The sequence below is a fragment of the Tolypothrix sp. FACHB-123 genome, assembly GCF_014697075.1.
GTDB lineage: Bacteria > Cyanobacteriota > Cyanobacteriia > Cyanobacteriales > Nostocaceae > Aulosira.
The window spans coordinates 88,597-112,790 of record NZ_JACJRE010000024.1 but is presented as its reverse complement, the minus strand read 5'-3'; the positions used below and the strand labels follow the sequence as shown (position 1 = coordinate 112,790).

Here is a 24,194-nt window from a genome sequence, read left to right as displayed (position 1 = left end):
ATGTCAATACATATAAGGCTTTTGGCAAAATAAAGATGCTTTTTTTGTGTTTATATGAGTGCTATAACTAATAATTTGGCATAATAGCTACTGAAGAACCATTTTTTATAAGCAGGAGTTTCGCGATCGCGTGGGTCACAAGTTACCATGACATCAGGGTAATAATATCGATTTAAAGCTTCGATAAATGCTTTCATGTCAGCGATGTAAACACGACAACCTGAACCGCGTAGATGGTTACGGAGAAGCGCAAATAAGTTCCCCGCAATCGTCACATGGGAATCAAGCGCACCAGCCATTGGATAAATGTAGCCGTCGATGTATTCATGTTTGATGTCGCTGTGTTCTTCCATTTGCAGGTATTCCTCAGGGGTGAGGTAGATATCCGGTGAAGCAACCATATTTAAAACCTCAAGGTGAAGCAATGGTGAGATTTCTTGATGTAATTTCTAGGATAACTTTTGTGAGCGATCGCCTACTTTACCAACTTACTTAAATTCAACAAAAATCAATGCTTAGCGATTAGATATAACACTTGCTAGTCTTTGTTTCACCCGATGCATAACGCTTTCCCAATCGCCTCGCCTCGTTTGGCGAAATAAACACATTGTAGGATACCAAGGTGTATTTTCACCCTGTAATTGCCAACGCCAATCAGGGATGAAAGGTAGTAAAACCCATACAGGTTTACCCATTGCACCAGCTAAGTGTGCTACGGCTGTATCGACGGTAATAACTAAATCTAGTTGATGAATGATGCTAGCTGTATCGACAAAATCATTTAATAAATAACTCAAATCCTGAATGCGATCTCTATTTAACCAAGGTTGAATTTGCGGTGCATCTTCCCCAACTTGCAAGCTATAGAGAGATACATTCCCTATTTGCAGTAAGTCTATCAATAATTCTGGCGAACATGACTTTTTTTGATGAAACTCAAGATTAAGTTTTGCTGCTGACCAAACAATACCAATTTTATAGTCATTAGATGCCGGCAGAATATACCCAGCAGGTAAATTATTTGGTGCCAATATATAAGGGATAGACTGAGGAATAGTATCAAGGGTAGTATGAAAAATTCGTGGTAAGCTCATCAATGAGGCATGATAATCATAGTCATCAAAGTTACAATAATTTTTGTGAATTACTGCAAATTTTTCTAGTAAATGTTCTTGAAACAGCTTCATTAACGGTGATTCAATGCTAAATATAACCTTAGCGCCTCGTTCTCGCAGTAATATAGCATAGCGAGAAAATTGAATCGCATCGCCTAATCCTTGTTCATTCCAGAGAACAATAGATTTACCTTGAATATCTACACTATCCCACATGGGGTTTTTTGGTTTGATAGGGAGAAATGTCTCTGTTTGAAATCTCCATTCAAATTCAGCAAAACCTTCTATAAATCTACCACAAGATAGTAATATAATTCCTAAATTACTGTGTGCTTCTGCCAAGTCAGGTTGTAATTCAATAGCTTTTTCATAGGCTGCGATCGCTTCAGTTAATTTTCCTTGTTCGTGATAAATAAATCCAAGATTATAGTAAGCATTGACATTATTTGGTTGCAGTCTCAATGCTTGTTGATAAAGTAAAACTGCTTGCTGAACATCTCCTTGTTTTTGATAAATATTACCTAAGTTAATGTGAAATATAGCTGAGTCAGGCTGAATTTTTAGAGATTTTATAATAAATGCGATCGCATCTCGGTATTGATTTTCTTGTTCAGCGATTAATCCTAAAAAATGCCAAGCATTAGCATGATCTGCTTGTTGCTGTAATATATACTGAAAACAACCTTTTGCTGCTTGCAATTGTCCAGACTGATAATACTGAGTTCCTAATGTAAGCTGCTTTTGTATCTGCGCATCATTCATTTTTTTAATTAATTATAAAATGTTTATTTACGCCAAGAATTTTCAATACCTATAGTTAGGTATTACTCCTATAACCATTAGCAGTAGTTTGCGATAATATCGGTGTAGTTTCAACCTTTTTGACACAATTAAGTTTCCAGAAAGTTAATTTTTTACACTCCCTCATTTTCTTCAGTTATCAGTCTTCAGATTCCGCACAGATATTGATTTACAAAAATTTTCCAAGGCGCGATCGCCTGATTTATTCTACTATTAACTCAAATCCCATTCCAACTTTAAGGTTTCCAGTTTTGGATTTTTCACGCTTAAGCTGTGACATTCATCCAAAAATCCTTTTACCTGTTCTTCACTAAGAGTTAAACCACCCTCTTGCAGGTTATGAATATATGTGATGATATCAGCAGTTGTTAGTGATGAGCTAATTTCTTCAAGCAAGATAGCATTTCTCACTTCTCTGCATACTAATTCAATGTCAGATGAGGTAAACCTGACACTTTTTTCTGCTAAAATCTCAAAATTGATAATCTGTTGAAAATCAATTTTTCCTAGGTAATGTTGAAATATCTCTATTCTTTCCCATTTATCTGGAGGAAAAATAGGTATCTTCCAATCTAATCTTCCAGAACGCTTTAAAGCACTATCAATTCCACTTAAATAATTAGTAGCAGCAATTACAATTACATTACTATTTCTAAGATTATTCAATTCAATTAACAATTGATTAATAGTGGCTTTTTGATCTGTGTGGGCGTTATCTTCATTCCGGTTAAAGCCAATACTATCTAATTCATCGATAAATAACACCGAGGGAGATTTCTTTTTAGCTTGTGCAAAGATATCTCGAATATTTTTTTGACTTTGTCCTATCCATACACTAATAATATCTGCTGGTGAAAACTTAAAGAAATATCTTCCCGATTCGTTAGCAAACGCATTCGCTAACAGAGTTTTACCACATCCAGGTAAGCCATAAAACAGAATTCCACTAATAGCATCTTGATAACCTTTATTTTGTAATTTTAGGAGTTTACTTAATTTCTCTTTTTCCTCTTTCAATCCTTTAACTTGACTAAAATTAAGCTTGCTTTCGGGGACGCGATGGGAAAGTAAATATGTTTGTCCTAAACTTTGTTTTTTAACGCCATAATCAAAAGATGGGTAATTAATTGAGTCAAATGATACGGGAACTAACTGATGATTTTCATAATCAGGAGCCATAACTACAATCTGTAAATTATTGTTATAATACCCAGCTAGTTTATATTCTAAAACTTCTTTTGCCTTCTTAATTTGGTAATAGTTACGAGCAATTTCAAAACCAGGGACTACTAGCCAAAAAGTCTCCAATTGATTCGGCCATACTTTGGATTTGTGTAAAATTCGCTTAATCGAATCTAAAAATAAATTATTATCTTGAAACTCTTGATACTTGAGGGTTTCTATTTCAACAATTACTTTATTTTCTACATAAACTTGAATAATTTCGCTTTGATATTCTTCATCATAATCTGATATTTCATCATCATCATTTGCTTCTTGATCTCTAGAAGTTAATTCAAATTCACAGTGAATTTGAGACAAATCATAACCTAAATTTTCTAAAGTTTTAATGGCAAAATACTTGAGGTAGATATATTCTGTACTTTCTTGTTGCCACTTCAACTTATAAAAATGTTCGGCTTTCATTCTCAGTAGTAACTGAGATTCGGCAAATATTTGCGCTTTTTGCAGTTCTAAAAAGTAATTCAATAAAGAGGCTTCATCTTCCTCCATTTGATAATATGGAAGTTCCAAAAGTAGACGAAAATGAGCATAAATTTCTTCTTTATCCTGAATTGCCACTTCATTTGGATATTTACATCTCAGAGTGAAGGTAAAAGGAATTTTACTAGCTACTCTGTCTACCAGGTATCCTAAAGCATCTTCTTGCTGCTGTGCTTGGATCTCTAATGCTGATGGACAATGAAATACAATAAAAAATTGTTCGGAATTATATTTATTGGCATATAAAGATATCTGCTCAAACTGCTCATCAAATTTTTCACAATCTAGTAAATCTAAAGCAGTATTACCTAGGATGACGCTGGTCATAGTTGACAAATAAAAATGATAAATATTGGCATCAGAGAGCAAATATTCTTTTTCATCATCGCTATCATCATTAGTAATATTAGTTGTAAATTTTTGATTAGAAGATTTCGGAATAAACCCGCTACCTTTATATTGATATTTTCTAATTAATTCATAATTTAAAATTTTGCCAACAATATCAGAAAAGAAATCTTCTTTTTGTGGTATGAGAAAGATGCCCACAGGTTGATTAGAATCTAAACAAACCTGAAAGCGTTCGTATTCTTGCTCAGAACCAAAATCAAATAAGTAATAGAAAAAATCATGTTTGACTGGCAGAGCGGCACTTAATTTAGCTAAAATTGTTGCCGAATTAGCTAATATATTCTCTGGGGTGACACCTTTAATAGAAATAGCTAATTTAGTATCTAAAGGAGTATTCAAATCAAATACTGGCTCTGTATTAAGTTCCAACTCATCTAAAGCTGTATTAAAATTATCTACAAAAGCTTGACTGCGACGCTGATAGCCAAAATGCTCCATAATTGTTTTGACTCGCAGACTTTTTTTACTTCTCCCAGTTCGCTGAAGTTCATTTTTGATGGCGCGTAAGTAAGCTGTATATGACATTATGTATTGTGTGATTTATCTAACTAAGTGAGTATCCCTATAGGGAGCAATAATATAATTCCCTAAGCTACAGCTATAGTTAACTTTAGTAAGTAAGCCTCTCTACTTGCATATGGGCTACTAACGACAAGCTGCTATCGGTTTATTTTGTTGATATTCTTATTCCCACAACTAGCTAGCCCCTAGCCACTAACCCCTAACCCCTTAGTAATTGTGTTGGAAATTAGCAGGCGACACAGAAACTCCAGATGGAGTATCTCAGAAAACATGGCTGGATATCTATTTATGATGCCTGCCATTTTGGTTTTAGGGACTTTTGTCGTACTCCCAATTCTTTATGCTGTCTTTCTTTCTCTACACAAAGTTCAGCTTCTCGGCGGTATTGAGTATCAGTTCATTGGCTTGGGTAATTTCACGCGCTTGCTTGAAGATGAACGGGTTTGGATTGCGTTGAAAAATACCGCCGAATATGTTGCGATAGTTGTACCCAGCCAAACCATCCTCGCCTTAATTCTCGCCGTCACCCTAAATTCTGGGATTCGCGGGCAAAATTGGTGGCGCATCCTATTCTTTTTGCCTACAGTCACCTCTTCAGCGGTGCTGACACTGATTTTCATGTGGATTTATAATACCGATGGGCTGCTGAATGATTTTCTCGCTGCTGTGGGGTTACCTAGATATAACTGGTTAGGAGATCCAGGCGTTGCCCTTAAAGGGATTATGATTATGAATATTTGGTCAACAGCGCCGTTTTATATGGTAATTTACCTAGCAGCGTTGCAAGATATCCCCCAGTCGCTTTACGAAGCTGCCGAACTTGATGGGGCAAATGGCTGGCAAAAGTTTATTCATGTTACCATCCCCATAATTCACCCTGTAACCTTCTTTGTGGTGGCGATGGGAGTAATTGGGACTTTTCAATTATTTGACCAATCTTATATCTTTTCTGGTGGTACTGGCGGCCCCAATAATGCGACGTTGACGGTGGTACTACTAATTTACCAAGCTGTATTTCGGAATTTACAGATGGGTTATGCTGCTGCGATCGCTTTTTTATTAGCAGCCATCATTATCGCGATCGCTTTGATTCAGCGGCGAATTTTTGGAGGTGACAGACTGTGACTCCCATCTCTCGCTTTTCCTGGCTCAGAGTACTGCTATATGCCTTACTCATTACCTATGCCGTCATCACTATCATTCCCTTTTTATGGGCACTCTCGGCATCATTTAAGCCCCTCTCAGAAATTGTCAGTGGCGAGCCTAATTTAATACCACAAAACTTCACTTTTGACAACTATAAGCAAATATTCTTACAAGAGCCGCTATTTTGGCGTTGGTTATTTAACAGCGTACTCATTGCCTTTTGTGTAACTATTTTAAATTTACTCCTCAACTCAATGGCGGGCTATGCCTTAGCTAGACTGAAATTTAGAGGCAAAAGATATTGGTTTTTGCTGATTTTAGCAGTTTTAGCCGTTCCTGCTCAGATTACCTTGATTCCTACCTTTTTGATTTTAAAAGCGATCGGTTGGCTAAATACATACCAAGGCGCGATCGTACCAAGTATGGTCAATGCCACCTTTATTTTCATGATGCGGCAGTTTTTCATCAATTTTCCCCAAGAATTAGAAGAAGCCGCCCAACTTGATGGTTTAAATACCCTAGGAATTTTTCGTTATATTGTCTTACCCTTAGCCAAACCAGCCCTAGCAGCCCAAGCAGTTTTTGTCTTCATGGGTAGCTGGAATAATTTTTTGCTACCTGTAGTAATTTTATTTGACCCAGAAATGTTTACCCTCCCCTTAGGACTAAACACCTTCAAAGGTCAATACATCAGCTATTGGAACTACATCATGGCTGCTTCAATGGTCTTTACCCTACCAGCTTTAGGAATATATGCCTTTTTCAACCGCTACTTTATTCAAAGTGTCACATTTACTGGAGGTAAAGGGTAACAGTCAGCAGTCAACAGTCTTTCCCAACCTCTACGATCCCCACTGGAACTAGAACAGTATTTTGAGCGACAAATTGCACTCTTAACGTGATATTGGTATTACAGCGACTTAATCTCTATATATCAGTTAACAAAACATTATGGGTTTTGCAGACCTATCGATCGCAGAGATAGCAGCAGACTACAGTATTCCTGTGGACAAAGGGTTTTCTCTGTACAACCACCTCTTAATTGCCGATAAACACCAAAAGACCCGTTTGGCGTTGGCGGCTGCAAAGGCAATTATTTCGCAATTATTGTCTGAGAAATACCCAAAAGGTACTAGCACCTTTTAGGTGCTCCCAAAGCCACCTCAAGGGCTATCCGAGGCTTTGACTCATGGCAAAAAACAATTAACAACATAGAGATTGAGTAACGCTAACTAGCTGTGTTGAGTGTCAAAATCTTTAAGGGGAAACATGTTTAGAAGATTAATTGGCGTTGTTGTGGCTACTGTTTTACTAACGTTTCAGCTGATTGTCGGTAGCGCGACAGCCGTAGAATTGGATGAGGCTATCCGAACCGTAACATTAAATGCTGATGGTGATACAGTTGTCCTCAGCTTGAAACAAGTTAAAGAAGGTAAGCGCTTATTTCAGTACGCTTGCGCTCAATGTCACGTTGGGGGTGTTACCAAGACTAACCAAAACGTAGGATTGGAACCAGAAGCATTAGCACTGGCTACACCAAACCGTAACAATATTGAAGGTTTGGTTGACTACATGAAAAATCCTACTACCTATGATGGTGAAGAGGATATCTCAGAATTACACCCCAGCACCAAGAGTGCAGATATTTTCACAGAAATGAGAAATTTGACCGATGACGACTTAAAAGCGATCGCTGGTCATATTCTCCTACAACCCAAAGTTGTTGGCAGTAAGTGGGGAGGTGGCAAAATTTACTACTAAAGCCAGTAATTATTACTGAGGGCTGAGGTCTGGGTTCTGAGTCAAAGAACTGGGGATTTGGGAATATCCACTCTCCGATCCCCAATTCCAGAAAACTCAGAACTCAGAACTGGGCACTCAGTACATTTGGCTGCATTCACAATATTTCAACTAGCTGCTAATGCTGTATCGATTCTTTGCGCGTTATCTATTCTTTGTTCTGCTCGTTGTTTTATTGGTCTATCACAGCAGTACTTTACCCGCTCAAGCTGCCAATATCGATCCTTATATCGGACGGTATTTACACGTTACTGAGCCAATTGCACTAGATATCGATGGTGAAGGGAATACTCGTCTGTTTTCACCAACAGAGTTATCTGCTGGAAAAAAACTGTTTGAAACTAACTGCATTAATTGTCATGTTGGTGGTGCGACTTTACCCGATCCCCAAGTATCTCTAGCGCTGAAAACACTGCAAGCTGCTAATCCACCGCGCGATCGCATTAACGCTCTAGTAAACTTTATGCGCCAGCCCATGACCTATGATGGTAGTCAAGAAACTTACTGGTGTCGTCAGTTAACCCCAGATTTTCTTTCCCAACAGCAAGTGGAAAATTTAGCGGCTTTTGTTCTCACCGCAGCCAAGAAAGCTCCAGGTTGGGGTACTCAAGATTTTTGAACGCCTAGAGAGCCGTTTTCCACCATCAGGAGAACTTTGGTTTTGAGATTATACTATAAATTTACTTTTATTGCCTAAAAACTCTAGATAATTTTGGGGCGACACAGTCTAGTATTTATTCCAGATTGCCTAAATTTATAATAGATAAATTTTGTCCACTATTAAAAAAAAATTCATCTACGACAGATTGTCATATTTGGCGTATTTTTTATTTAAAATGGGAAAGGGAAAATAAAAACCATTTGTGTAGGAGAAGCCATGAAATTAATTTCGGCTAGCTTGCGGCGCTTTGGCCTAGCTGTATTGACAATTCTTTTAGTTGTTAGCAGCTTTGCTATTTTTACTCCCAGCGCATCAGCTGAAACTTATCAAGTCAAACTAGGTACAGATAAGGGACAACTAGCATTTGAACCTAAAAAGATCACAGTTAAACCAGGCGATACAATTGAATGGGTGAACAACAAAGTTCCTCCCCATAACATAGTCTTTGATGCTGCTCTCAACCCAGCTAAAAGCGGTGATTTAGCCAAATCTTTATCGCACAAGAACTTGTTGATGAATCCTGGTCAAAAACAAACCACCACCTTCGCCGCAGACGCGCCTACTGGTGAATACACCTTCTACTGTGAACCCCACCGTGGCGCTGGTATGGTTGGCAAAGTTGTTGTTGAATAGTTAGATACTAGATGATTTATTTGCTTCGCTGGTGAAATTAGCACAGAGCAATCAATGATCATCTGAGAGTGATTAAACTATATAGATAATCAGCGGTGTTGAGTATCATCCCTGCCTAGAATGCTAAATGCACAGGTTTGGTAATGGAGGGAAAGGAGATACCTTGACACCGCTAATTTAGATCTAGGGATAAGCTGTGACTCCAAGGTTGTCCTGTCAAAACAAATAACAGCCTGAATGGAAAAATTTCCCATATAGACGCCCATCAGTTGAGTATTGAAATTTTTCAATGCTAAATCATAGATAAATTAAATATTTATGCCCTTAATACTGTTTGTACAGTACAGAAATCAGCGCTTCATAGGGTAGAGTACACATAGCATTTGGTAATCTCTCAGGCTTCTAGCAGCCATAGAAAACTTACTGGAGAAGGTTTTGCAGTTGCCGAATGGTTGTTGCGAGGAGAATATCTTGAGAATAATTTTATTTATACTGCTGTTGGCGATCGCCTTTTTGAAATTCACATTCATTTTGCCAGCATTTGCTATCGAAGCATCAGCAGGAGCCAAAATCTTTGATGCCAACTGTTCTTCTTGCCATATAGGTGGCGGTAACATCCTCATTAGCCATAAAACTCTGAAAAAGGAGGCATTATCAGATTACCTAGAAAACTATAATCAAGAAGGTATTAAAGCAATTATCCACCAGGTACAGAACGGCAAAAACGCTATGCCTGCCTTTAAAAATAAGTTAAGTAATGAGGAAATTTTGGAAGTAGCTGCTTACGTTTTTCAGAAAGCGGAAACAGGTTGGTAAATAGGCATGGGGAGCCACTGCGTTGGACTGCTCTCCCGGCTTAAAGGAGGCAGTGCGTTGCGGGGGTTCCCCCCGTTGTAGCAACTGCCGTCAAGTGGCGTTATGGGGCATTATATGGTTATTTCCATCTTCTTTTACCCCTGGCCCCTAGCCTCTATTTCTCTTGTCTTTCTTCTCTCAATTCACGCAACTGTTGTATCAGTTTCTTGCCAGATTCCACAGTTTGATTGGGCTGGTTGTTGTTCTCTGGTGTAGGTGATGGCTGAGTTGTAGCTGCTGGTGTAGCTACAGGTTTAATGGTATTCACTAGAGGATTGGGAGATGGTGAGACTGTGACTCTTGGTGCAGGTACAGGCTTAATTCTATTAATTAATGAATTGGATAAGGGTTTGCCAGTATTATCAGGTGCAGGCACAGACTGATTGTTATTGACTGGCAGATTTAATACTGGTTTAGGACTGGTTCCCGTTGCAGGCGCAGGCTGATTGTTATTGATTGGCAGATTTAATACTGGTTTAGGACTGGTTCCCGTTGCAGGCGCAGGCTGATTGTTATTGATTGGCAGATTTAATACTGGCTTAGGGCTTGTTCCCGTTGCAGGCGCAGGCTGATTGTTATTGTTATTAACTGTGGGAGTCAATAAGGGCGCGAGAGTCGCTGATGCTGGCTTTTGATTATCTTCAGCAGCGTTATTACTATTATTTTTGAACTCTAAACTAAAGGGGTAATGAGCAATTTGCGCATCTCTCTTTGGTGGATTCGCCTTAAAATACTCTTGTGCTTTTACTTGCAGTGTACGGTTGGAAGAGTCTTCAAATTTAATATCTATTACGCCTTCAGGCCCTACTACTAATCGTCCTAAAACTAGACCTGCTACATCGGATTTATCTGTAGTAATAGTGTCACGGATAACACTTTTTTCTACAGCATTGGGATACTGTTGTTGGATTGTTTTTCTCAGTTCTTCGTAAGATTTTATCTGAGCGATCGCCTTTTGGGTTCCCGATCCAGGTGAATTAAAGAGATTTGGTGTGGTTCCCTGTTGGATTGGTGTAGCTATAGGTAAGTTATTCCCAGCGGGTGTCGTCGTATTAATCCGCGCTAATACCTGTCCATCTTGAGAACCAGAAGCTGCATTAACTCCTGTTGGGGTAGCTTGTGTAGTAGTAGTAGTTGTATTTCCTGGTGTAACCGGAGTCGCATCAACAGGAAGTGGCCCTGGAGAAGTTGGTAACCCATCTGGTAATTTCCCAGCGGGGAATACTGGTAAACCGCTTCTTACCAAAGGCTTGGATTGTCCAAATGCTATGTCCTTGTTACTGAAGCGGGCAATTGATGAAGAGAATTTGCTTCTAGTATTTAAATCCGAGGTGTCTAATCCTAAATCTTTTTTAGAGTATGTCCGCAAAGGCTGCTGTTTTGGCAGGGCAGAAATACCGTAATTCGTAGGTGATGCGGGGATGGGTTCCAACATCATCTGACTAGGATTAGGAGCCGGTGGTGGTGGTGGAAATGCCGATAAATTGGTTTGTCCACCCAAATTCATCTGGGGAATTTGAGATTGTTGGAGCTGAACTGGAGATTGGGGAAGAATTGGTGACGAACCGGGAATTTCTGGCAGCCGTTGTTGGTCAGCCTGACTTAATTCCATCACTCCAACGGTTTTAGATGATGCTGATTCTTTAGTTTTATTGGAGTCTACAGGTACTAATGGCACAATCAATGCAATAGCACCGTGAATGCCAACAGATGCTATTGCTGCTATCCCAGTTGGCTGGGATAAAATTTCTGGTAGATTTTTCAGTAGGGAGACGTAAGACATAGCAGTTATCGTTCACTCAGCTCAATTGCAGTTGACTATCAATAAATTATTTTTCAAGCTCTAAATTATTGATCCGGTTGTACTCTAGTAGGATATGGATGCTTCCCTCTAAAAATAATAGCTTTCTCTGTTGAGCACAAAACGGCTAAATTGCGATTTTTTTAAGTTTTATTTTTTCTAATAAAGTAATATTGTACTTCACAGTGGCATTTGCTGATTGAGCAAGCCAGAAACGATCGCGTCATTTTCTTATGACTTGCATAGATTCTTGTCAAACTTCCCAATAAATCAAATGCCTCTACGCACTGTTATTTTACCTGGATATTTAGAAAGCGCGTAGAAGCAAAGCGGCTTGTCGTTAGACATCGCTTACCGCCAACTCGAACAATCTCTACAGCAGTTGGGTTTTTCCGCAGTCACAGTTCCCTTGCGTCGGCGAGACTGGTTTGCCTTGCTTGGCGGTAGACCTGTAACGCCAATTGTCCAGCAACTCGATTTTACTGTTAAGCAGATATTACATCAATATAACAGTTCTCAAATCAACTTGATTGGTCATTCAGCAGGTGCTTGGATATCGCGGATTTATTTAGGCGAGAAACCTTATGGAAGGGAAGCAGTTTCATCTTCTGTTTGGCAAGCTCACCCTTTAGTCGCTACTTTGGTCATCTTGGGGACACCTCATATTATTCAAGAACGCTGGACGCGCTGGAATCTAGATTTTGTCAGCAACAACTACCCTGGAGCTTTTTATCCAAATATTCGTTACGTATGTGTAGCTGGTAAAACTATTTTTGGTGTCAGGCGACCCGGTAGTTGGTTAGCTTACAGTAGCTACCAATTAACTTGCGGTCAAGGTAATACTTGGGGAGATGGCATCACACCCATTGTCGCTGGTCATCTTGATGGTGCAGAAAACTTAGTCATCGAAGGCGCTAGACATTCGCCCAGAAGCCCTGGTATTTGGTATGGCTCATCAGAAATTCTCCCAAATTGGGCAAAATATTTGGCTTAATTCCTAATTTTTGCAAAATAGAAATTTATCTACCATAAGCATAGATTTTACTTTAATTAGATTTTTTAATATTTCTTAGTTAAAATTGTAATATTAATACACATTTACATCATGTAAAGAGGTGTCAGCCATGCAAAGTACCCAGTTCGATAGGATTTTGCGGCGACTAGCGACCATACTATCAGTCGTAATTTTGACCTTGTGCTTGATTGACCTCACTACGGGAGTTTTACTGTCTTTTTATTACGAACCAACAGCAGGTGGTGCTTATCGATCGTTGAAAATGATTAATAGCACGGTGCCTTATGGTTGGTTATTTCATAAAGCACATGATTTTTCTGGTAATAGTTTAATTGCGATCGCCTTAATTCAACTTGTGGTGATGTTTTTAGCTCGCCAATTTCGCAAGAGTTGGTTGACAGCTTGGATTAGTGGGATTTTCTTGACCCTCAGTGCGATCGCGTTAGATTGGACAGCCATGCTTCTAGACTGGACTCAGGAAGGATACTGGCGTTTTAGTATTGAACTAGGAACCATCGAAGCCATTCCTCTGATTGGCGGACAGTTGCGAGACATCCTCACCGGTGGCGGCACAATTAATACCATCACAGTCCAGCACCTTTACGCATTAAACAGTTATATTATTTCCCCCATTGCTTTACTTCTAGCTATAGTGCATTTAGCTGCTTTACTGTGGCAAGAGAAGGAAATGTACAGCAACTTGGATCAACTTCCAGCAGCTTCACTAGTGGAAAGTTGAGCCAGTTTTGCTAAAGGAACCTCTTCTACCTCAGGTAAGGTTTCCAGGGGTAGACGAGTAGATTTACTCCCACCAGATAAGCGTTTGAGAAGATTTGGTCTGGGGTCATGTAACAGGTAGATAATGCGATCGCCTACTTCCCATTCTTGATTAACAGGCATTACCTGTAAACGTTGTTCTCTTTCCAACAACAGCGGTACTAAAATCCCAGTCCGAATTTTTTCTTGGATGTGATCTTGCTGACTTGCAAATTCCAATTCATTCAGCGTCGTCGTTCCTAACTTTACCCGCCCATCATTCAAATACTCATTCCAAGTTTTAATCGCTAAGTCAGAAACAAAAGCTTGGTTAACTTTACTCGTTACAGAACTATTAGCTTGGGGATCGCGCGGATAAACAGCTAACACCCGCGGCGGACTAAACTCCTCAGCCGCCCGTTGTGCCAAAACAAAATTTACCTCACCATTACTAGTCATGGCCAAAAAAGTGCCCATCGAGGCTAATCCTGCCTCTTCTAACACAGCGGTATCTAAGGCACTACTAGCAATTACCCGCAAATTCTGGGCTTCAGCTTGAGCAAAGCAATCTGGATCTGTATCAATCATCACGACATTTTCGCCCCGTTCTTGGAAGAATCGGGCAATCAACAGACTCAAGGGATTGCAACCCACAATTACCGCCCCAGTAGCCTCTTTTGAAGTAATTTGCAGCCACTTGGCAATTTGTCCAGCTGTAAGCCCTTGGCAGACAACCGTCATGATAATAGTCAGGAAAACCAGGGCTTTAATCGCATCGCCTCCATTAATACCGCGCTGCGTCAAGGAAATGGCAAACAAAGACGCCACAGAAGCCGCCACAATTCCTCTAGGTGCAACCCAGCTTAAAAATAATTTCTGTCGCCAATTTAAGTCACTATTCCAGGTACATAACAGGATGTTAATCGGTCTTACGACAAACATCAGCACCAAAACCGTGAGTAAACTACCCCAACCCAAAGCAAACACACTCGCAATTGATAAATCAGCTGCAAGCAAGATAAACAGTACAGAAACGCTAAGAATCGTCAATTGACCTTTAAAATGGCGTAAAAGTCTCTCTTCCGGTACCGAAGAGTTAGCAAATACAGCCCCAGCAATAACCGTAGTCATCACACCCGATTCGCTGCGAATAGTCTGCGCTAGGGTAAACAGACCCCAAAGTATGGCTAATACCACCAAATTTTTCAGTTCAAACGACAGAAAATTAGCCCGTTTGAAAATCAAACTCATTAAATAACCACCAGCCGCGCCAATAGTTCCACCCACACCCAGACGCATCAGCAAACCGAAGATGGCATTTAACGGGTCTGCATCGCCGTTTAAAATCGTATCCAAAACCACAAAAGCCAGAATTGCTCCCACTGGGTCAATTAATACCCCTTCGCCTTCTAGTAGGGTGGCTACTTGGCGATCGACGTTGATTTGTTTCAGCAGAGGATTAATGACTGTGGGGCCTGTTACCACAATTATCGAGGCGTAGAGAAACGCAATATTCCAGGGAAACTCACCCAACCAGTGAGCCGCCATACTTCCACCCAGCAGCGTCACCAGAGTTCCTAAAGTAACGAGTAATTGTAGGCTGACAGAAACCCTACCCAACTCACGCAAATCCAAGTTGAGTCCACCCTCAAACAAAATTATTGCCGTTGCGAGAGCGACAATCACTTCCAAACCCATGCCTAGCATATGCGGGTGCAATAAACCAATACCATCAGAACCCAGCAAAATGCCCAACAGCAGCAATAGCACAATGCTAGGTACCCGGAGATAGGCAGCCAGGACTTGGGCGCTAATACCTGCAACGACAGCAGTCACCATCTGTAAGGTGATTTCAAAAGATGCTTCCATGTTGTAGATTTTGAGCGATAAATATCAAAATCTTTTGTAAAGAAGAGTAAATATTACCTCTAAAGGGTACAACATCACACCCTTTTTCCTTGTTAAAATCAAACTTTTTTCCATACTTAGTTTTCCATAATACTGTATTTTCATGGGATTGGCAAAAAGGACGGTTGGGCATTGGGCAGAGGAAACGGAAGTTTTGACGATTGAGTATCTCAAAAAAACTTTGGCAGAGACTGTTGACAACTTCTGGAAAATTGGTTAATTTATAAAAGGCTTGAGTCCGACGCGCCCCCATCGTCTAGAGGCCTAGGACACCTCCCTTTCACGGAGGTAACGGGGATTCGAATTCCCCTGGGGGTATTAAAAATAAGAATGAACTGCAATAAGTAGTTTTGTTTTTAGTTTAAGTCTTAAATTCAAAACCCATCCTAAATCTTTGACGTGGATTCAGGATGGGTTTTTGATATTCACCTTAATTGATGAGCTAATGATTAGCTAATTGTTGGACACGTTGGTAAATAGCTAAAAGATTTAACCGCAGATCTTTGCTGAGGCGATTTTCAATAATTGTGATGGGCATAGTGAGCTTAGGCCAAACTTGAATTGTGTAGCAGAGATTTGTACCTGTCATCTCACCGCCGGAATAAGGCTCTAAACACCAACTCCCAGAAAAGCCTTTGAAATCTCCTTCTACCATGCAGAATTTGATTTCTTGCAGGAACGATTCTTGTAAATCAAGCACTACACGGGCACAAAAGTTAAAGTTGAGTAAGCGTTGCGAGCCTACCTGTTCTAGGCGAATACCACCATCAGGATGGTCTAGCAGACGACTTTTAGCCAAATTAGGAATGAAATCGGCTAAAGCTTCGTAATCGGTGAGTACGTTCCAGATTTGCTCTACTGGTTGGGGTATCTGGATTTTCGCGGTGATTTGTCGTTGTCGATCGGCGATTTTTTCAATTTGAACATCTACAGATGGCTCAACACCTGTATCAAAAGTCAAATTTTGTTCGAGGTTGGTTTCGTCACTAGCAGTGTCGAAATTCATGTCCGCTGTAGTGTTAGGTTGTTCAGTCACTTTCGGAATATAGTTTGCTTTCGTCAGAGAACTGGGGTAGCGTCAAGGTAAAACAAATTTTGCTCAGATCGGAATCTGCAATTTTTGTACTCTCAACGGCAATTGTCCCATTTAAATGCTGCACAAGAGACTTGGCTAAAGCTAAACCTAAACCAGTCCCAGGAGTCCAGCGTCCTTTACCACGACGGAACTTATCGAAGATGTAAGTCGCTTCTTCAGAAGAGATTCCACGCCCTGTATTAGTCACTTTAATAATAACTTGATCGACCAGTTGGTTAACTTCGTGAGTGGCTTGTAATTCTACAAAGGTGTCATGCTCTGAGTATTTACAAGCATTAGTCAACAACTCTTGGAGGATGCGGTCAAAACTTTCGATTTCTGTTTGTAATTTTAAGGACTCTGCTGGTAAATCGAGATTAATGCTGAGTGATTTTTCCGCTAGTTTTGTCTCGAAGGAAGCTGCTAAATCTTGAACTCTGGTATTTAAATCAATAGTTTTAAATAGTGGAGTTGCTTGTTGTGACTCTAGTTTCTGGAGTGTAAGCAAGTCATTAATCAAGTTGATTTCTTTGCTACATTCCTGCTCTAAAATATCGAGATAGCGATTTTGACGATCTGCGGTGATCCCTGGTAAGCGCAAATTTTTAATTGACATCATCATATTTGTCAATGGATAGCGCAAGCGATCGCTCATATTGCTCAAAAATTCATCTTTGAGTTCGTTGAGTTCTCGCAACTGCTCTACATATTGCCTTGTGCGTTCGTGCAATTTCGCTTGCAATTCCAGGCTGCTTTGGAGTTTGGCTGTGCGCTCATCGACTAAATTTTGTACTTGTCGCAATGTCTGTGACTGAATAATTGCATTGCTGACTTGGGCACAAACCATTTCTACCAGATTTAATTCTGCTGCTTGCCAAGTACGAGCGGCTGCTTGCTGTAACACCAAAAATCCTAAGATTCTGCCTTGACTCTCTAATGGCATTAACAGCATTGCTGGGTACTGCTCTAAGGCGAACAGTGGAGCTGCTGCTACAATATCTTTCTGTTGTGCATAGTCATTAATAACTACTGGTTTTCCGGAGTCGGTGAAGATGTGTTGGCATAAACCACACTCGGCAACCACAAAAGACTGGTCATTTAAAATATCTGATGTACTGCTAGAAAGATTTTGAATATCCTTAGTCCACTGTCTGACTACGGTGGCTTTAGCATTAGGAATTTGTTTTTTTGATCGAGTGCGGAATAGGGGATCTGTATACTTCAACATAATAAACAGGCCTCGATCTGCCTGTAGCGATTCCGCCGCTGAAGCGATCGCTAATTGCAGCATTTGATTTAACTCTAAGTTGCTGCGGCTGAGTATAGTTAATTGCTTGATCAGGCTTTGATATTGATCATTCTTTTGTAAATGCTGCTGTTGAGACGCTATTAACTGTGATTGTGCGACTTGCGATAGTGCGATCGCACAAGAAGACTCAACAGTTTTTAATAGTTGCTGTTCTGATGGAGTCCAATTATGGGGGTGAAATTTAATTAGGCTAATTACACCATTATTTTTACCCCGAAAGCGGGTAGGTATTGCCAAAACAGCTTTAATTGGTAGTGGCAAAGATTGACAACCAATTTCCAGACTTTTTTGAATGGTGGAAATGTCCTCAATATTTAAAGGTTCGGCTGCACATTGAACTACATTCAGTTCCATGAGCAACTGTTCCATTGAGAAGATTTCGTCTGAGTGTGGTAACCCTAGATATTCTTCATGACACCAATTAGCAATAGTTGCTTCAGTAGATGGCTCGCTCATCACTGTCACTAAGCAGCAATCTACCCCAAAGGTAATTCCCAGCAATTTTGCCAGTTCTTGCAGCATTAATATCGTCGCTGGTGTGGTAGCGATGAGTTGATTAATCTGTTGTAACAACTGGTGGGCTGGTTCTTGCGGATGCTGCATCAGCTTGACTGGGTATGATTGTAGTCGATCTACGTCATCTGGGCACTGTGGCGGCGATGATAAACGCTTTTTCATTCCTGGTACGCTCTTGGATAACGACCCCATTGTTTTGCACCCAACCTCATTGGCTTAGTTGTTCACCTTTTCTTATGTTTGGTGCACCCTGATGAATTGCATATCTTTAATGAAGACTTCTCTCACCTGTTATAGCCCCTTTCTATGGCAGATGACTAAGTATTTGGTATATTAAACGATTTTTTACACAAGTAATCAGATACCTAAGGATATACTAAAACACCCTTGCTAGATTATGTTTAACTCGCTCAGGTTCGGTTAATTTACTAACTTGGACATAGAATATCCTGTCTGTAACTATACATAAACCGTAATTTCTCTGGAATTGCAGCCAAAAGTCTGATAGTGTCCCCCGTGTTAACACGGAGAACCAACCCAAAAATCATTATATTTTTTTCACAATTCCTGTTCTCAGTAAATTAACCCTTTATAGGTCTAACTGAAAATAAAATCCGATTTAGGTAGAGCTTCAGAAACAATGTAGATACCTGCTTGATTTTAGTAGCCAAGTATAGATGGGTATTGTTGCTTCACTCCTACGCTCAATAATCATTTACTTAATATGCTGATGATTCTTATCTGTCAAGTGATGTGAAACCCCCTAGGGGGTACAGTTCGATTTTGCTCATAGAGTCTAATACTCAGGGCGATTATCGAGAAAATTTAAGGACTATATAGATGTCTAACAAGATATCTCACAAATTTGATATAAGATTTATTTATAATTTAGATAAAATTTAATGCTGAATGCAGCCTAGTTTCCCGAATCAGTGGTAACTAGGCTGCATTCAGATGCAGTAAAACTATCCAGCCAAACTGTCGATGCTTAGAGGAACCATATCGCCATTTCTTGTTAGTCCTAAAAGCATCGGCTGTTGTGGTTGAATGACTTGACCTGTGAGTACACAACGTTCTTCTTGTTGCGCCGTGGCTGCTATGCTCGCTCGGATATCAGTTCGCGAAAATCGCGGTTTCCACTCACCTGATTTTTGCTGTACATAATTCCAGAGGATATCGCGAATTAAGGCTTGATATCCCTGATTGCCAGCTATATCTTTGAGTTTTTCTTTAAGTTCGCGTTCTAGACGGATGCTGGTAACTTCCATATCGGTGGTTGGGGTGCGAGCGATTGTATGCATGACTTTTTCTCCTTTAAGGTATGGACAGGATAGTAATACAAGTGTAGTATGTTTAAAGGAATGTTCAATAGGTGAAATTTTCTGTGAAATCCATTTTCCCCATCTCTACTTCTTTAAGTGCTAACAACTGCCGATCCAGTCGGGAATCAGCACTGTTGGGAGTGGAGTATTTTTTTATGGGTAATGGTGGCCACCAGTATGGGCAATTCACAGACAGTAATTATGATTTGAGAAATATCAGCATTCATGGGCTGAATGCAAAACCACAACTAGACATAAGAAGCGGGAGGTACAGGCGCAAAAGTCATACTGTACCGATATAGACCAGAAAACCTTAAGGTCAATTTCCCACCCCCGCTTCAGAGAAACAAGAAGCGGGGGTTTTTTCATAAGGAGTCAAGCTGTGACGATCGCGATGCAAGTGTTAGAGCAATATGTAGTGGTATTTCCTGAAAATTACTTACCACTGTTTCCTGTCAAAGGCGGATTAATATTCGACGCGTTGAGACACATTGGTTTAAAGATGGCAGTTGGTGGACGCAAGGGTAAAGTTTCTCCCAATAGGCGAGAAATGTTGCGGCCAGACAATAACAGTTGCCAATATGGCGATAGTAACCAAAATCTAACACTAGAGCATGTCAGTTTGCGATCGCCTGGTGCTTCTTATATAGGGAATAACTACCGCAACAGAAATCGCCAGAAAACAGAGGCTGGTATGCGACTGCATACCCAACTGAAGCCGATTTTTGTACACAAACAGTTCTGGATCAATTTGCAAGCAAACCTGGAATAACAGGAGAGCAGAAGGAATGCTGAAATTAACTTACACCGAAAGGAGCTTTTATTTAGAGTGCTTGAGTCTCTCGCTGGAAGAATGGGTAGCACAGCGAGTGATTTTAGCATTGCGAGTCGGTCAATCTCTTTGTGTTGAACCCAGTACAGCTTCCTTTTTGCTTCCTGTTGATTTACCAGGAGTAGAAAGGCTCAAATCTGAGGTGAAACGCAATGACAGTGAGATTATGGCACTGTGTACCTGTGATAGCGAATATTTAGAAGTTACCTTACAGGGTTCTTGGCTATCTAATGGTTCGGAGGACGCTGTAGGTGTGTTTGTCACCACCATGAGCGATCGCACCGAGTTCTTCTTGCATAAAATTTGGCAAGAAGCGCAAGCTTGCGCCTCAGCGATGAGTGAATGAGGGACAGTTGACAGTTAACGGTTGATTGTTGACTGTTCAATTTTTAAGAGTTCGGGAACTGTGACAAATCGATAGCCTTGCTGTTTGAGTCTGGTAATGATTTCTGGTAAGGCTTGTACAGTTCTTGTGCGATCGCCTCCGCCATCGTGCATCAATACTATAGATCCTGGTTTAGCATCTCTTAAGACATTCTTAACGAATACTTGAGATTTAGCACGCGGATCGGTATCAGCAGAAGTTTGCGACCACATAACTACTGCATAATTTTGGCTTTTGGCATAAGCTGCTAATCCATTATTTAAAACGCCTCCAGGAGGACGAAACAAACTTGTTTTGACTCCTGTGGTTTTATATATAAGTTCGTTTGTACGTTCAATTTCACTTTTAGCTGTGGCTATATCCATACGGCGATACCAATGATGCCAAGTATGATTACCAATAGCGTGTCCTTCGGCTACCACTCGCTTAGCAATTTCGGGATTAGCTTGTATGGCTTGTCCTACCCAAAAAAATGTGGCTTTCACATCATTTTGTTTGAGAATATCTAGCATTTGGATTGTGGTATTTGGCCAGGGGCCATCATCAATGCTTAGGGCAATAACTTTCTCGCTATTTTGAGGTTGGACATGGTAAATAGTTTTTCCCTGAAATGTCGCTGGGACTGTAAAATTTAAGTTTTCTACTTTAGTTGGTTTAGTTGGCGGCTGTGATTGGCTATTAATTTGACTAGTTAAGTTTTTTTGGGGAACTTGAATAGGATTAATTTGAGTTGGTAGATGGTTAGTTTTTAATTGTGGGGTAATACCCGCAGTCAAACTACAAGCTGTTACGGAAAAAGCGATCGCGAATACAGTAATTATCTTTCGTTGCTGTTGGTGATTGTCTGTCACATCAGGTGCCCAAAAACTCACACCATCTTAAGCGCAGGTTTATGATTAGAGTTTAGTAGTTACCACATGAATTTTGATTATTTTTCCTACGTACTTACGTGCTAAAACATATACTAAATACAGCCATAAATAAATGATTAGAGGCACCAAACTTTGTGCCTCTAAAAATAATTTTAGGGATTTTAAAGCCGGATTACTCTGCTTAAGAAGCAATCACTTAATTCTAGGCTAATAAACAATAAGTAATGCTGCTATTTTTATTTTCCACATTATAATTCCTAACCCCGATTACAAGTCAAATATCTAAAGATAAAAAACACTAAAATTGCGAATCCTACTCCAGCATAAAATACACTATTTATGCCACCAATACCAAAGGCGAAACCCATCAAAACAGGCCCTAATGTTTGCCCTAATCCAAAAAATGTGCCATTTACTGATAAGATTGTTGCCAAATATTCTTTTGGTGCTAAATCTGCTAACAGTGTTTGAATACTAGGAAAACCCAGCCCTAAACCTATACCAAAAATTGTGGTAGGAATTAATAAAAACCAAATACTTGGCATCAAGGGAACAATAATCAGAGCTAGGGCATATAAAATAAAGGATGCTTGAATTAAATGTGTTGCTGGATAGGTTCTAGCTAATCTGCCTAATTGGGAAGATGAGATAATAATAGCGACAGAAACACTAGAGAGTAGAATGCCAATTACGGATGCTGGGGCTTTAAAAGTATCGTTAATTAATTGGGGAAAATAAGTAACATAAGCTCCATAAAGGAGAACAAAGTTAGCTGCACTAGCGATAAATAATCCAAATAATCTGCGATTTTTGAGAATTTTGGCAGCATTTGTTAAATATTCTTTGAGATTGCGATCGCCTTTTGGTTCTGGATTATTGAGTCCAAAGAATACGAATAAACCAATAGGAATTGCTAAAATCGGCAACAGAAACGGATAAAACCAACCTAATGTTGCCAATGCACCGCCAATGGTGGGATAGCTTGCTGTACCTATACTGCTCACACTTGCATTGTAACCCATTGCCGTCATACGTTTTGCCCCTGTGTATAAATCACCAATGAGGGTAGTACTCAAAGACAGCAAAGGTGCAGCACCAATTCCTTGCAGCAAACGCAAAAATAGTAATAAATTAAAGTCGCGAACTAAACCGCAAGCTGTACCAGCGATACCAAATAAAATCAAGGATGGAACAATAATTTTTTTTCTGCCAATTCTATCAGCAAGCACACCAATAACTGGGCCTAAAATTAGAGATGGTAATGTAAATGCTGTCACTAATAAACCTAAATTTTGTGGTTTAATATTCAAGGATTTGGCTAAACTGGGAAAAGCAGGAGTAATGCTAGACACTCCCAAGACAGCAATTAAACTAATAGCACAAACTATTTGAAAATTTAGATCTAAATGAACAGGTTTTTGGGTTTCTAATTGATTGGGTTTTTCTTCAGAATTCACGATAGTTACCCTGATAAATAATAAGGACACAACTAAAGTTGTGTCCTTACAAAGTGTCCCATTCAATAGAGAACTGCTATATTAAATTTTATGCAGCAACTTTTTCTTCAAGTGGTTTAAAGGTTTTCTTGGTAGCGCCACAAATGGGACAACGCCAATCATCAGGAATTTCTTCAAATGGAGTACCTGGAGCAATACCAGAATCAGGATCGCCAGTCACCGGATCGTAAATCATGCTGCATTGTCTGCAAATCCATTTCCGAGTTTTGGGATCTTCACCAGCAACTCTGGTTGCAGCTTGTCCACCATTTAAAACTTCTAAAGCTTCGGCGTAGCGATCAGCGTGATAATTTTCGATGAATTTTAACAATCCAAAACGATGTGCTGCTTCGCGGAATGTATTAGCATGTTCGCTAGATTCTTGCGCTTGTTTAGTAAATTCTTCCGCGGCTGGATTGTCTCGATCGCGTTCGGCGGCGGCGGCGAACTCTGGATACATGGTAGTGTATTCGTAAGTTTCACCTTCAATTGCTAAAGATAAACAACGAGAAACAATTGCCCGCTTTTGTTCGTCTGTTAAAGCATCTGGATCTTTTACTACCAGTTCTGGATGCAGCAAAACAAAATGTGCAAAAGCATGAGCTGTTTCTTGTTCTGCTGTTTCTTTAAACAGTTTTGCTAAGTCTTTAAACCCAAGCTTATTTGCTACTTCAGCAAAAAACAGATACTTTCTGTTTGCCATCGATTCGCCACCAAAAGCAGCTTCTAAGTTTTGAAGAGTAGTAAAGTTTGACAAATCCATAATTTTGGGATGTTGGGAAAATGATATTTACTGAGCTAAAACAGAAGCCAAAAGAGAGTGAATGAGCATGTTTATCTAGAACTAGAAACGTTTGATAAAACGCTTTCTAGCCCATATTTGCTCGCCCATTTTATTAGCGGCTTGAGGACATTATAGAACTGAAAGATTTTTCAGCTTCCAAATTATATCTTTGATTTATGAGATTGGGCATGGGGCATGGGGGATTGGGCATTGGGTATGAGTAATTAGTTATTAGTACCCTAGTTGTGCTATTTAAATATTCATCGCTAGTTGCCTGTTGAGTAACTGTGACTAGTGAAAATGTTGGGTACTAATTATTCTTCATTTTCAGATTAGGCAATTCCGCCCTTGCGGCGAATATTTTGTCGAGTAATCTATCTGACTTCATCACTGGCGAGAAGAGTTGTTAAATTTCATAGCCAGGACTAAAGCCCTGGCTACGATAACACCGCTA

General features: G+C 39.9%; 22 protein-coding genes, 1 tRNA gene and 1 pseudogene. 12 read left to right on the top strand and 12 right to left on the bottom strand.

Annotated elements, in window-relative coordinates:
- Positions 1-98: 98 nt before the first annotated feature.
- The 3 genes and pseudogenes from H6G41_RS17400 to H6G41_RS17390 form a co-directional block, all read right to left on the bottom strand.
- Positions 99-401 (bottom strand): annotated as a pseudogene (locus tag H6G41_RS17400) (Uma2 family endonuclease); the annotation flags it as partial.
- A 114-nt stretch (positions 402-515) separates the two neighbouring features.
- Complete coding sequence (locus H6G41_RS17395) at positions 516-1,877, bottom strand: tetratricopeptide repeat protein (RefSeq protein ID WP_190747433.1); 1,362 nt, start codon at positions 1,875-1,877, stop codon at positions 516-518.
- A 252-nt stretch (positions 1,878-2,129) separates the two neighbouring features.
- Positions 2,130-4,577: a 26S protease regulatory subunit gene (locus H6G41_RS17390; RefSeq protein ID WP_190747432.1), complete on the bottom strand. Its 2,448-nt coding sequence runs from the start codon at positions 4,575-4,577 to the stop codon at positions 2,130-2,132.
- Between the two features lie 267 nt (positions 4,578-4,844).
- On the opposite strand from H6G41_RS17390, the gene H6G41_RS17385 reads away from it, so the two are divergent.
- The 7 genes from H6G41_RS17385 (at position 4,845) to petJ (ending at position 9,630) form a co-directional block, all read left to right on the top strand.
- The gene (locus H6G41_RS17385) at positions 4,845-5,699 is read left to right on the top strand and encodes a carbohydrate ABC transporter permease (protein WP_199316204.1); all 855 of its coding nucleotides are present in this window, start codon (positions 4,845-4,847) and stop codon (positions 5,697-5,699) included.
- Complete coding sequence (locus H6G41_RS17380) at positions 5,696-6,532, top strand: carbohydrate ABC transporter permease (protein ID WP_190747430.1); 837 nt, start codon at positions 5,696-5,698, stop codon at positions 6,530-6,532. The genes H6G41_RS17385 and H6G41_RS17380 overlap by 4 nt, the downstream gene beginning before the upstream one ends.
- A gap of 139 nt (positions 6,533-6,671) precedes the next feature.
- Complete coding sequence (locus H6G41_RS17375; RefSeq protein WP_190747429.1) at positions 6,672-6,866, top strand: hypothetical protein; 195 nt, start codon at positions 6,672-6,674, stop codon at positions 6,864-6,866.
- A 123-nt stretch (positions 6,867-6,989) separates the two neighbouring features.
- Positions 6,990-7,481 carry a photosystem II cytochrome c-550 gene (psbV, locus tag H6G41_RS17370; protein WP_190747428.1) on the top strand — a complete coding sequence of 164 codons (492 nt, stop codon included), beginning with the start codon at positions 6,990-6,992 and terminating at the stop codon, positions 7,479-7,481.
- 160 nt (positions 7,482-7,641) lie between these two features.
- Positions 7,642-8,139 (top strand): photosystem II cytochrome PsbV2, encoded by a 498-nt coding sequence (gene psbV2 / locus H6G41_RS17365; RefSeq protein WP_190747427.1) that lies wholly within the window; start codon positions 7,642-7,644, stop codon positions 8,137-8,139.
- A gap of 258 nt (positions 8,140-8,397) precedes the next feature.
- Positions 8,398-8,814, top strand: coding sequence for a plastocyanin (petE, locus tag H6G41_RS17360; protein ID WP_190747426.1), 417 nt, complete (start codon positions 8,398-8,400; stop codon positions 8,812-8,814).
- Positions 8,815-9,285: 471 nt separating this feature from the next.
- Complete coding sequence (gene petJ, locus H6G41_RS17355; RefSeq protein WP_190747425.1) at positions 9,286-9,630, top strand: cytochrome c6 PetJ; 345 nt, start codon at positions 9,286-9,288, stop codon at positions 9,628-9,630.
- Positions 9,631-9,784: 154 nt separating this feature from the next.
- Here the strand turns inward: petJ and H6G41_RS17350 are convergent, their stop codons facing one another.
- Positions 9,785-11,452, bottom strand: a complete 1,668-nt coding sequence (locus H6G41_RS17350; RefSeq protein ID WP_190747424.1) for a hypothetical protein — start codon at positions 11,450-11,452, stop codon at positions 9,785-9,787.
- A gap of 352 nt (positions 11,453-11,804) precedes the next feature.
- Between H6G41_RS17350 and H6G41_RS17345 the strand changes: the two genes are divergently transcribed.
- Positions 11,805-12,464 (top strand): triacylglycerol lipase, encoded by a 660-nt coding sequence (locus H6G41_RS17345; RefSeq protein WP_242037955.1) that lies wholly within the window; start codon positions 11,805-11,807, stop codon positions 12,462-12,464.
- A 130-nt stretch (positions 12,465-12,594) separates the two neighbouring features.
- The gene (locus H6G41_RS17340) at positions 12,595-13,224 is read left to right on the top strand and encodes a cytochrome b N-terminal domain-containing protein (protein ID WP_190747423.1); all 630 of its coding nucleotides are present in this window, start codon (positions 12,595-12,597) and stop codon (positions 13,222-13,224) included.
- On the opposite strand, the gene H6G41_RS17335 is transcribed toward H6G41_RS17340, so the two are convergent.
- Together H6G41_RS17335 and H6G41_RS34790 are read right to left on the bottom strand one after the other, a co-directional pair.
- Positions 13,191-15,110 carry a sodium:proton antiporter gene (locus H6G41_RS17335; protein ID WP_190747422.1) on the bottom strand — a complete coding sequence of 640 codons (1,920 nt, stop codon included), beginning with the start codon at positions 15,108-15,110 and terminating at the stop codon, positions 13,191-13,193. The genes H6G41_RS17340 and H6G41_RS17335 overlap by 34 nt on opposite strands.
- Complete coding sequence (locus H6G41_RS34790; RefSeq protein WP_206756944.1) at positions 15,094-15,282, bottom strand: hypothetical protein; 189 nt, start codon at positions 15,280-15,282, stop codon at positions 15,094-15,096. Before H6G41_RS34790 ends, H6G41_RS17335 begins: the two co-directional genes overlap by 17 nt.
- A 112-nt stretch (positions 15,283-15,394) precedes the next feature.
- On the opposite strand from H6G41_RS34790, the gene H6G41_RS17325 reads away from it, so the two are divergent.
- Positions 15,395-15,467, top strand: a tRNA-Glu gene (locus tag H6G41_RS17325).
- Between the two features lie 124 nt (positions 15,468-15,591).
- On the opposite strand, the gene H6G41_RS17320 is transcribed toward H6G41_RS17325, so the two are convergent.
- The 3 genes from H6G41_RS17320 to H6G41_RS17310 form a co-directional block, all read right to left on the bottom strand.
- Complete coding sequence (locus tag H6G41_RS17320; RefSeq protein ID WP_190747441.1) at positions 15,592-16,155, bottom strand: SRPBCC family protein; 564 nt, start codon at positions 16,153-16,155, stop codon at positions 15,592-15,594.
- Positions 16,156-16,177: 22 nt separating this feature from the next.
- Positions 16,178-18,211 (bottom strand): GAF domain-containing protein, encoded by a 2,034-nt coding sequence (locus tag H6G41_RS17315; protein WP_190747440.1) that lies wholly within the window; start codon positions 18,209-18,211, stop codon positions 16,178-16,180.
- A gap of 803 nt (positions 18,212-19,014) precedes the next feature.
- Entirely contained in the window at positions 19,015-19,350 is a 336-nt protein-coding gene (locus H6G41_RS17310; RefSeq protein WP_096606695.1) for a hypothetical protein, read from the bottom strand.
- Positions 19,351-19,753: 403 nt separating this feature from the next.
- Between H6G41_RS17310 and H6G41_RS17305 the strand changes: the two genes are divergently transcribed.
- The gene (locus H6G41_RS17305) at positions 19,754-20,143 is read left to right on the top strand and encodes an HNH endonuclease (protein ID WP_190747420.1); all 390 of its coding nucleotides are present in this window, start codon (positions 19,754-19,756) and stop codon (positions 20,141-20,143) included.
- A gap of 16 nt (positions 20,144-20,159) precedes the next feature.
- Complete coding sequence (locus tag H6G41_RS17300; protein ID WP_190747419.1) at positions 20,160-20,549, top strand: alr0857 family protein; 390 nt, start codon at positions 20,160-20,162, stop codon at positions 20,547-20,549.
- Positions 20,550-20,563: 14 nt separating this feature from the next.
- On the opposite strand, the gene H6G41_RS17295 is transcribed toward H6G41_RS17300, so the two are convergent.
- The 3 genes from H6G41_RS17295 to H6G41_RS17285 form a co-directional block, all read right to left on the bottom strand.
- Positions 20,564-21,439: a polysaccharide deacetylase family protein gene (locus H6G41_RS17295; protein ID WP_308796217.1), complete on the bottom strand. Its 876-nt coding sequence runs from the start codon at positions 21,437-21,439 to the stop codon at positions 20,564-20,566.
- A 278-nt stretch (positions 21,440-21,717) separates the two neighbouring features.
- Positions 21,718-22,917, bottom strand: coding sequence for an MFS transporter (locus H6G41_RS17290; RefSeq protein ID WP_190747417.1), 1,200 nt, complete (start codon positions 22,915-22,917; stop codon positions 21,718-21,720).
- 88 nt (positions 22,918-23,005) lie between these two features.
- Entirely contained in the window at positions 23,006-23,719 is a 714-nt protein-coding gene (locus H6G41_RS17285; protein ID WP_190747416.1) for a rubrerythrin family protein, read from the bottom strand.
- Positions 23,720-24,194 lie beyond the last annotated feature (475 nt).

Bases quoted from the DNA above. Each gene is read 5' to 3' on its own strand.
- H6G41_RS17395 (WP_190747433.1), bottom strand. From the start codon at position 1,877: ATGAATGATGCGCAGATACAAAAGCAGCTTACATTAGGAACTCAGTAT.
- H6G41_RS17390 (WP_190747432.1), bottom strand. From the start codon at position 4,577: ATGTCATATACAGCTTACTTACGCGCCATCAAAAATGAACTTCAGCGA.
- H6G41_RS17385 (WP_199316204.1), top strand. From the start codon at position 4,845: ATGGCTGGATATCTATTTATGATGCCTGCCATTTTGGTTTTAGGGACT.
- H6G41_RS17375 (WP_190747429.1), top strand. From the start codon at position 6,672: ATGGGTTTTGCAGACCTATCGATCGCAGAGATAGCAGCAGACTACAGT.
- psbV (WP_190747428.1), top strand. From the start codon at position 6,990: ATGTTTAGAAGATTAATTGGCGTTGTTGTGGCTACTGTTTTACTAACG.
- psbV2 (WP_190747427.1), top strand. From the start codon at position 7,642: ATGCTGTATCGATTCTTTGCGCGTTATCTATTCTTTGTTCTGCTCGTT.
- petE (WP_190747426.1), top strand. From the start codon at position 8,398: ATGAAATTAATTTCGGCTAGCTTGCGGCGCTTTGGCCTAGCTGTATTG.
- H6G41_RS17350 (WP_190747424.1), bottom strand. From the start codon at position 11,452: ATGTCTTACGTCTCCCTACTGAAAAATCTACCAGAAATTTTATCCCAG.
- H6G41_RS17340 (WP_190747423.1), top strand. From the start codon at position 12,595: ATGCAAAGTACCCAGTTCGATAGGATTTTGCGGCGACTAGCGACCATA.
- H6G41_RS17335 (WP_190747422.1), bottom strand. From the start codon at position 15,110: ATGGAAGCATCTTTTGAAATCACCTTACAGATGGTGACTGCTGTCGTT.
- H6G41_RS34790 (WP_206756944.1), bottom strand. From the start codon at position 15,282: ATGCCCAACCGTCCTTTTTGCCAATCCCATGAAAATACAGTATTATGG.
- H6G41_RS17320 (WP_190747441.1), bottom strand. From the start codon at position 16,155: ATGAATTTCGACACTGCTAGTGACGAAACCAACCTCGAACAAAATTTG.
- H6G41_RS17315 (WP_190747440.1), bottom strand. From the start codon at position 18,211: ATGAAAAAGCGTTTATCATCGCCGCCACAGTGCCCAGATGACGTAGAT.
- H6G41_RS17310 (WP_096606695.1), bottom strand. From the start codon at position 19,350: ATGCATACAATCGCTCGCACCCCAACCACCGATATGGAAGTTACCAGC.
- H6G41_RS17300 (WP_190747419.1), top strand. From the start codon at position 20,160: ATGCTGAAATTAACTTACACCGAAAGGAGCTTTTATTTAGAGTGCTTG.
- H6G41_RS17285 (WP_190747416.1), bottom strand. From the start codon at position 23,719: ATGGATTTGTCAAACTTTACTACTCTTCAAAACTTAGAAGCTGCTTTT.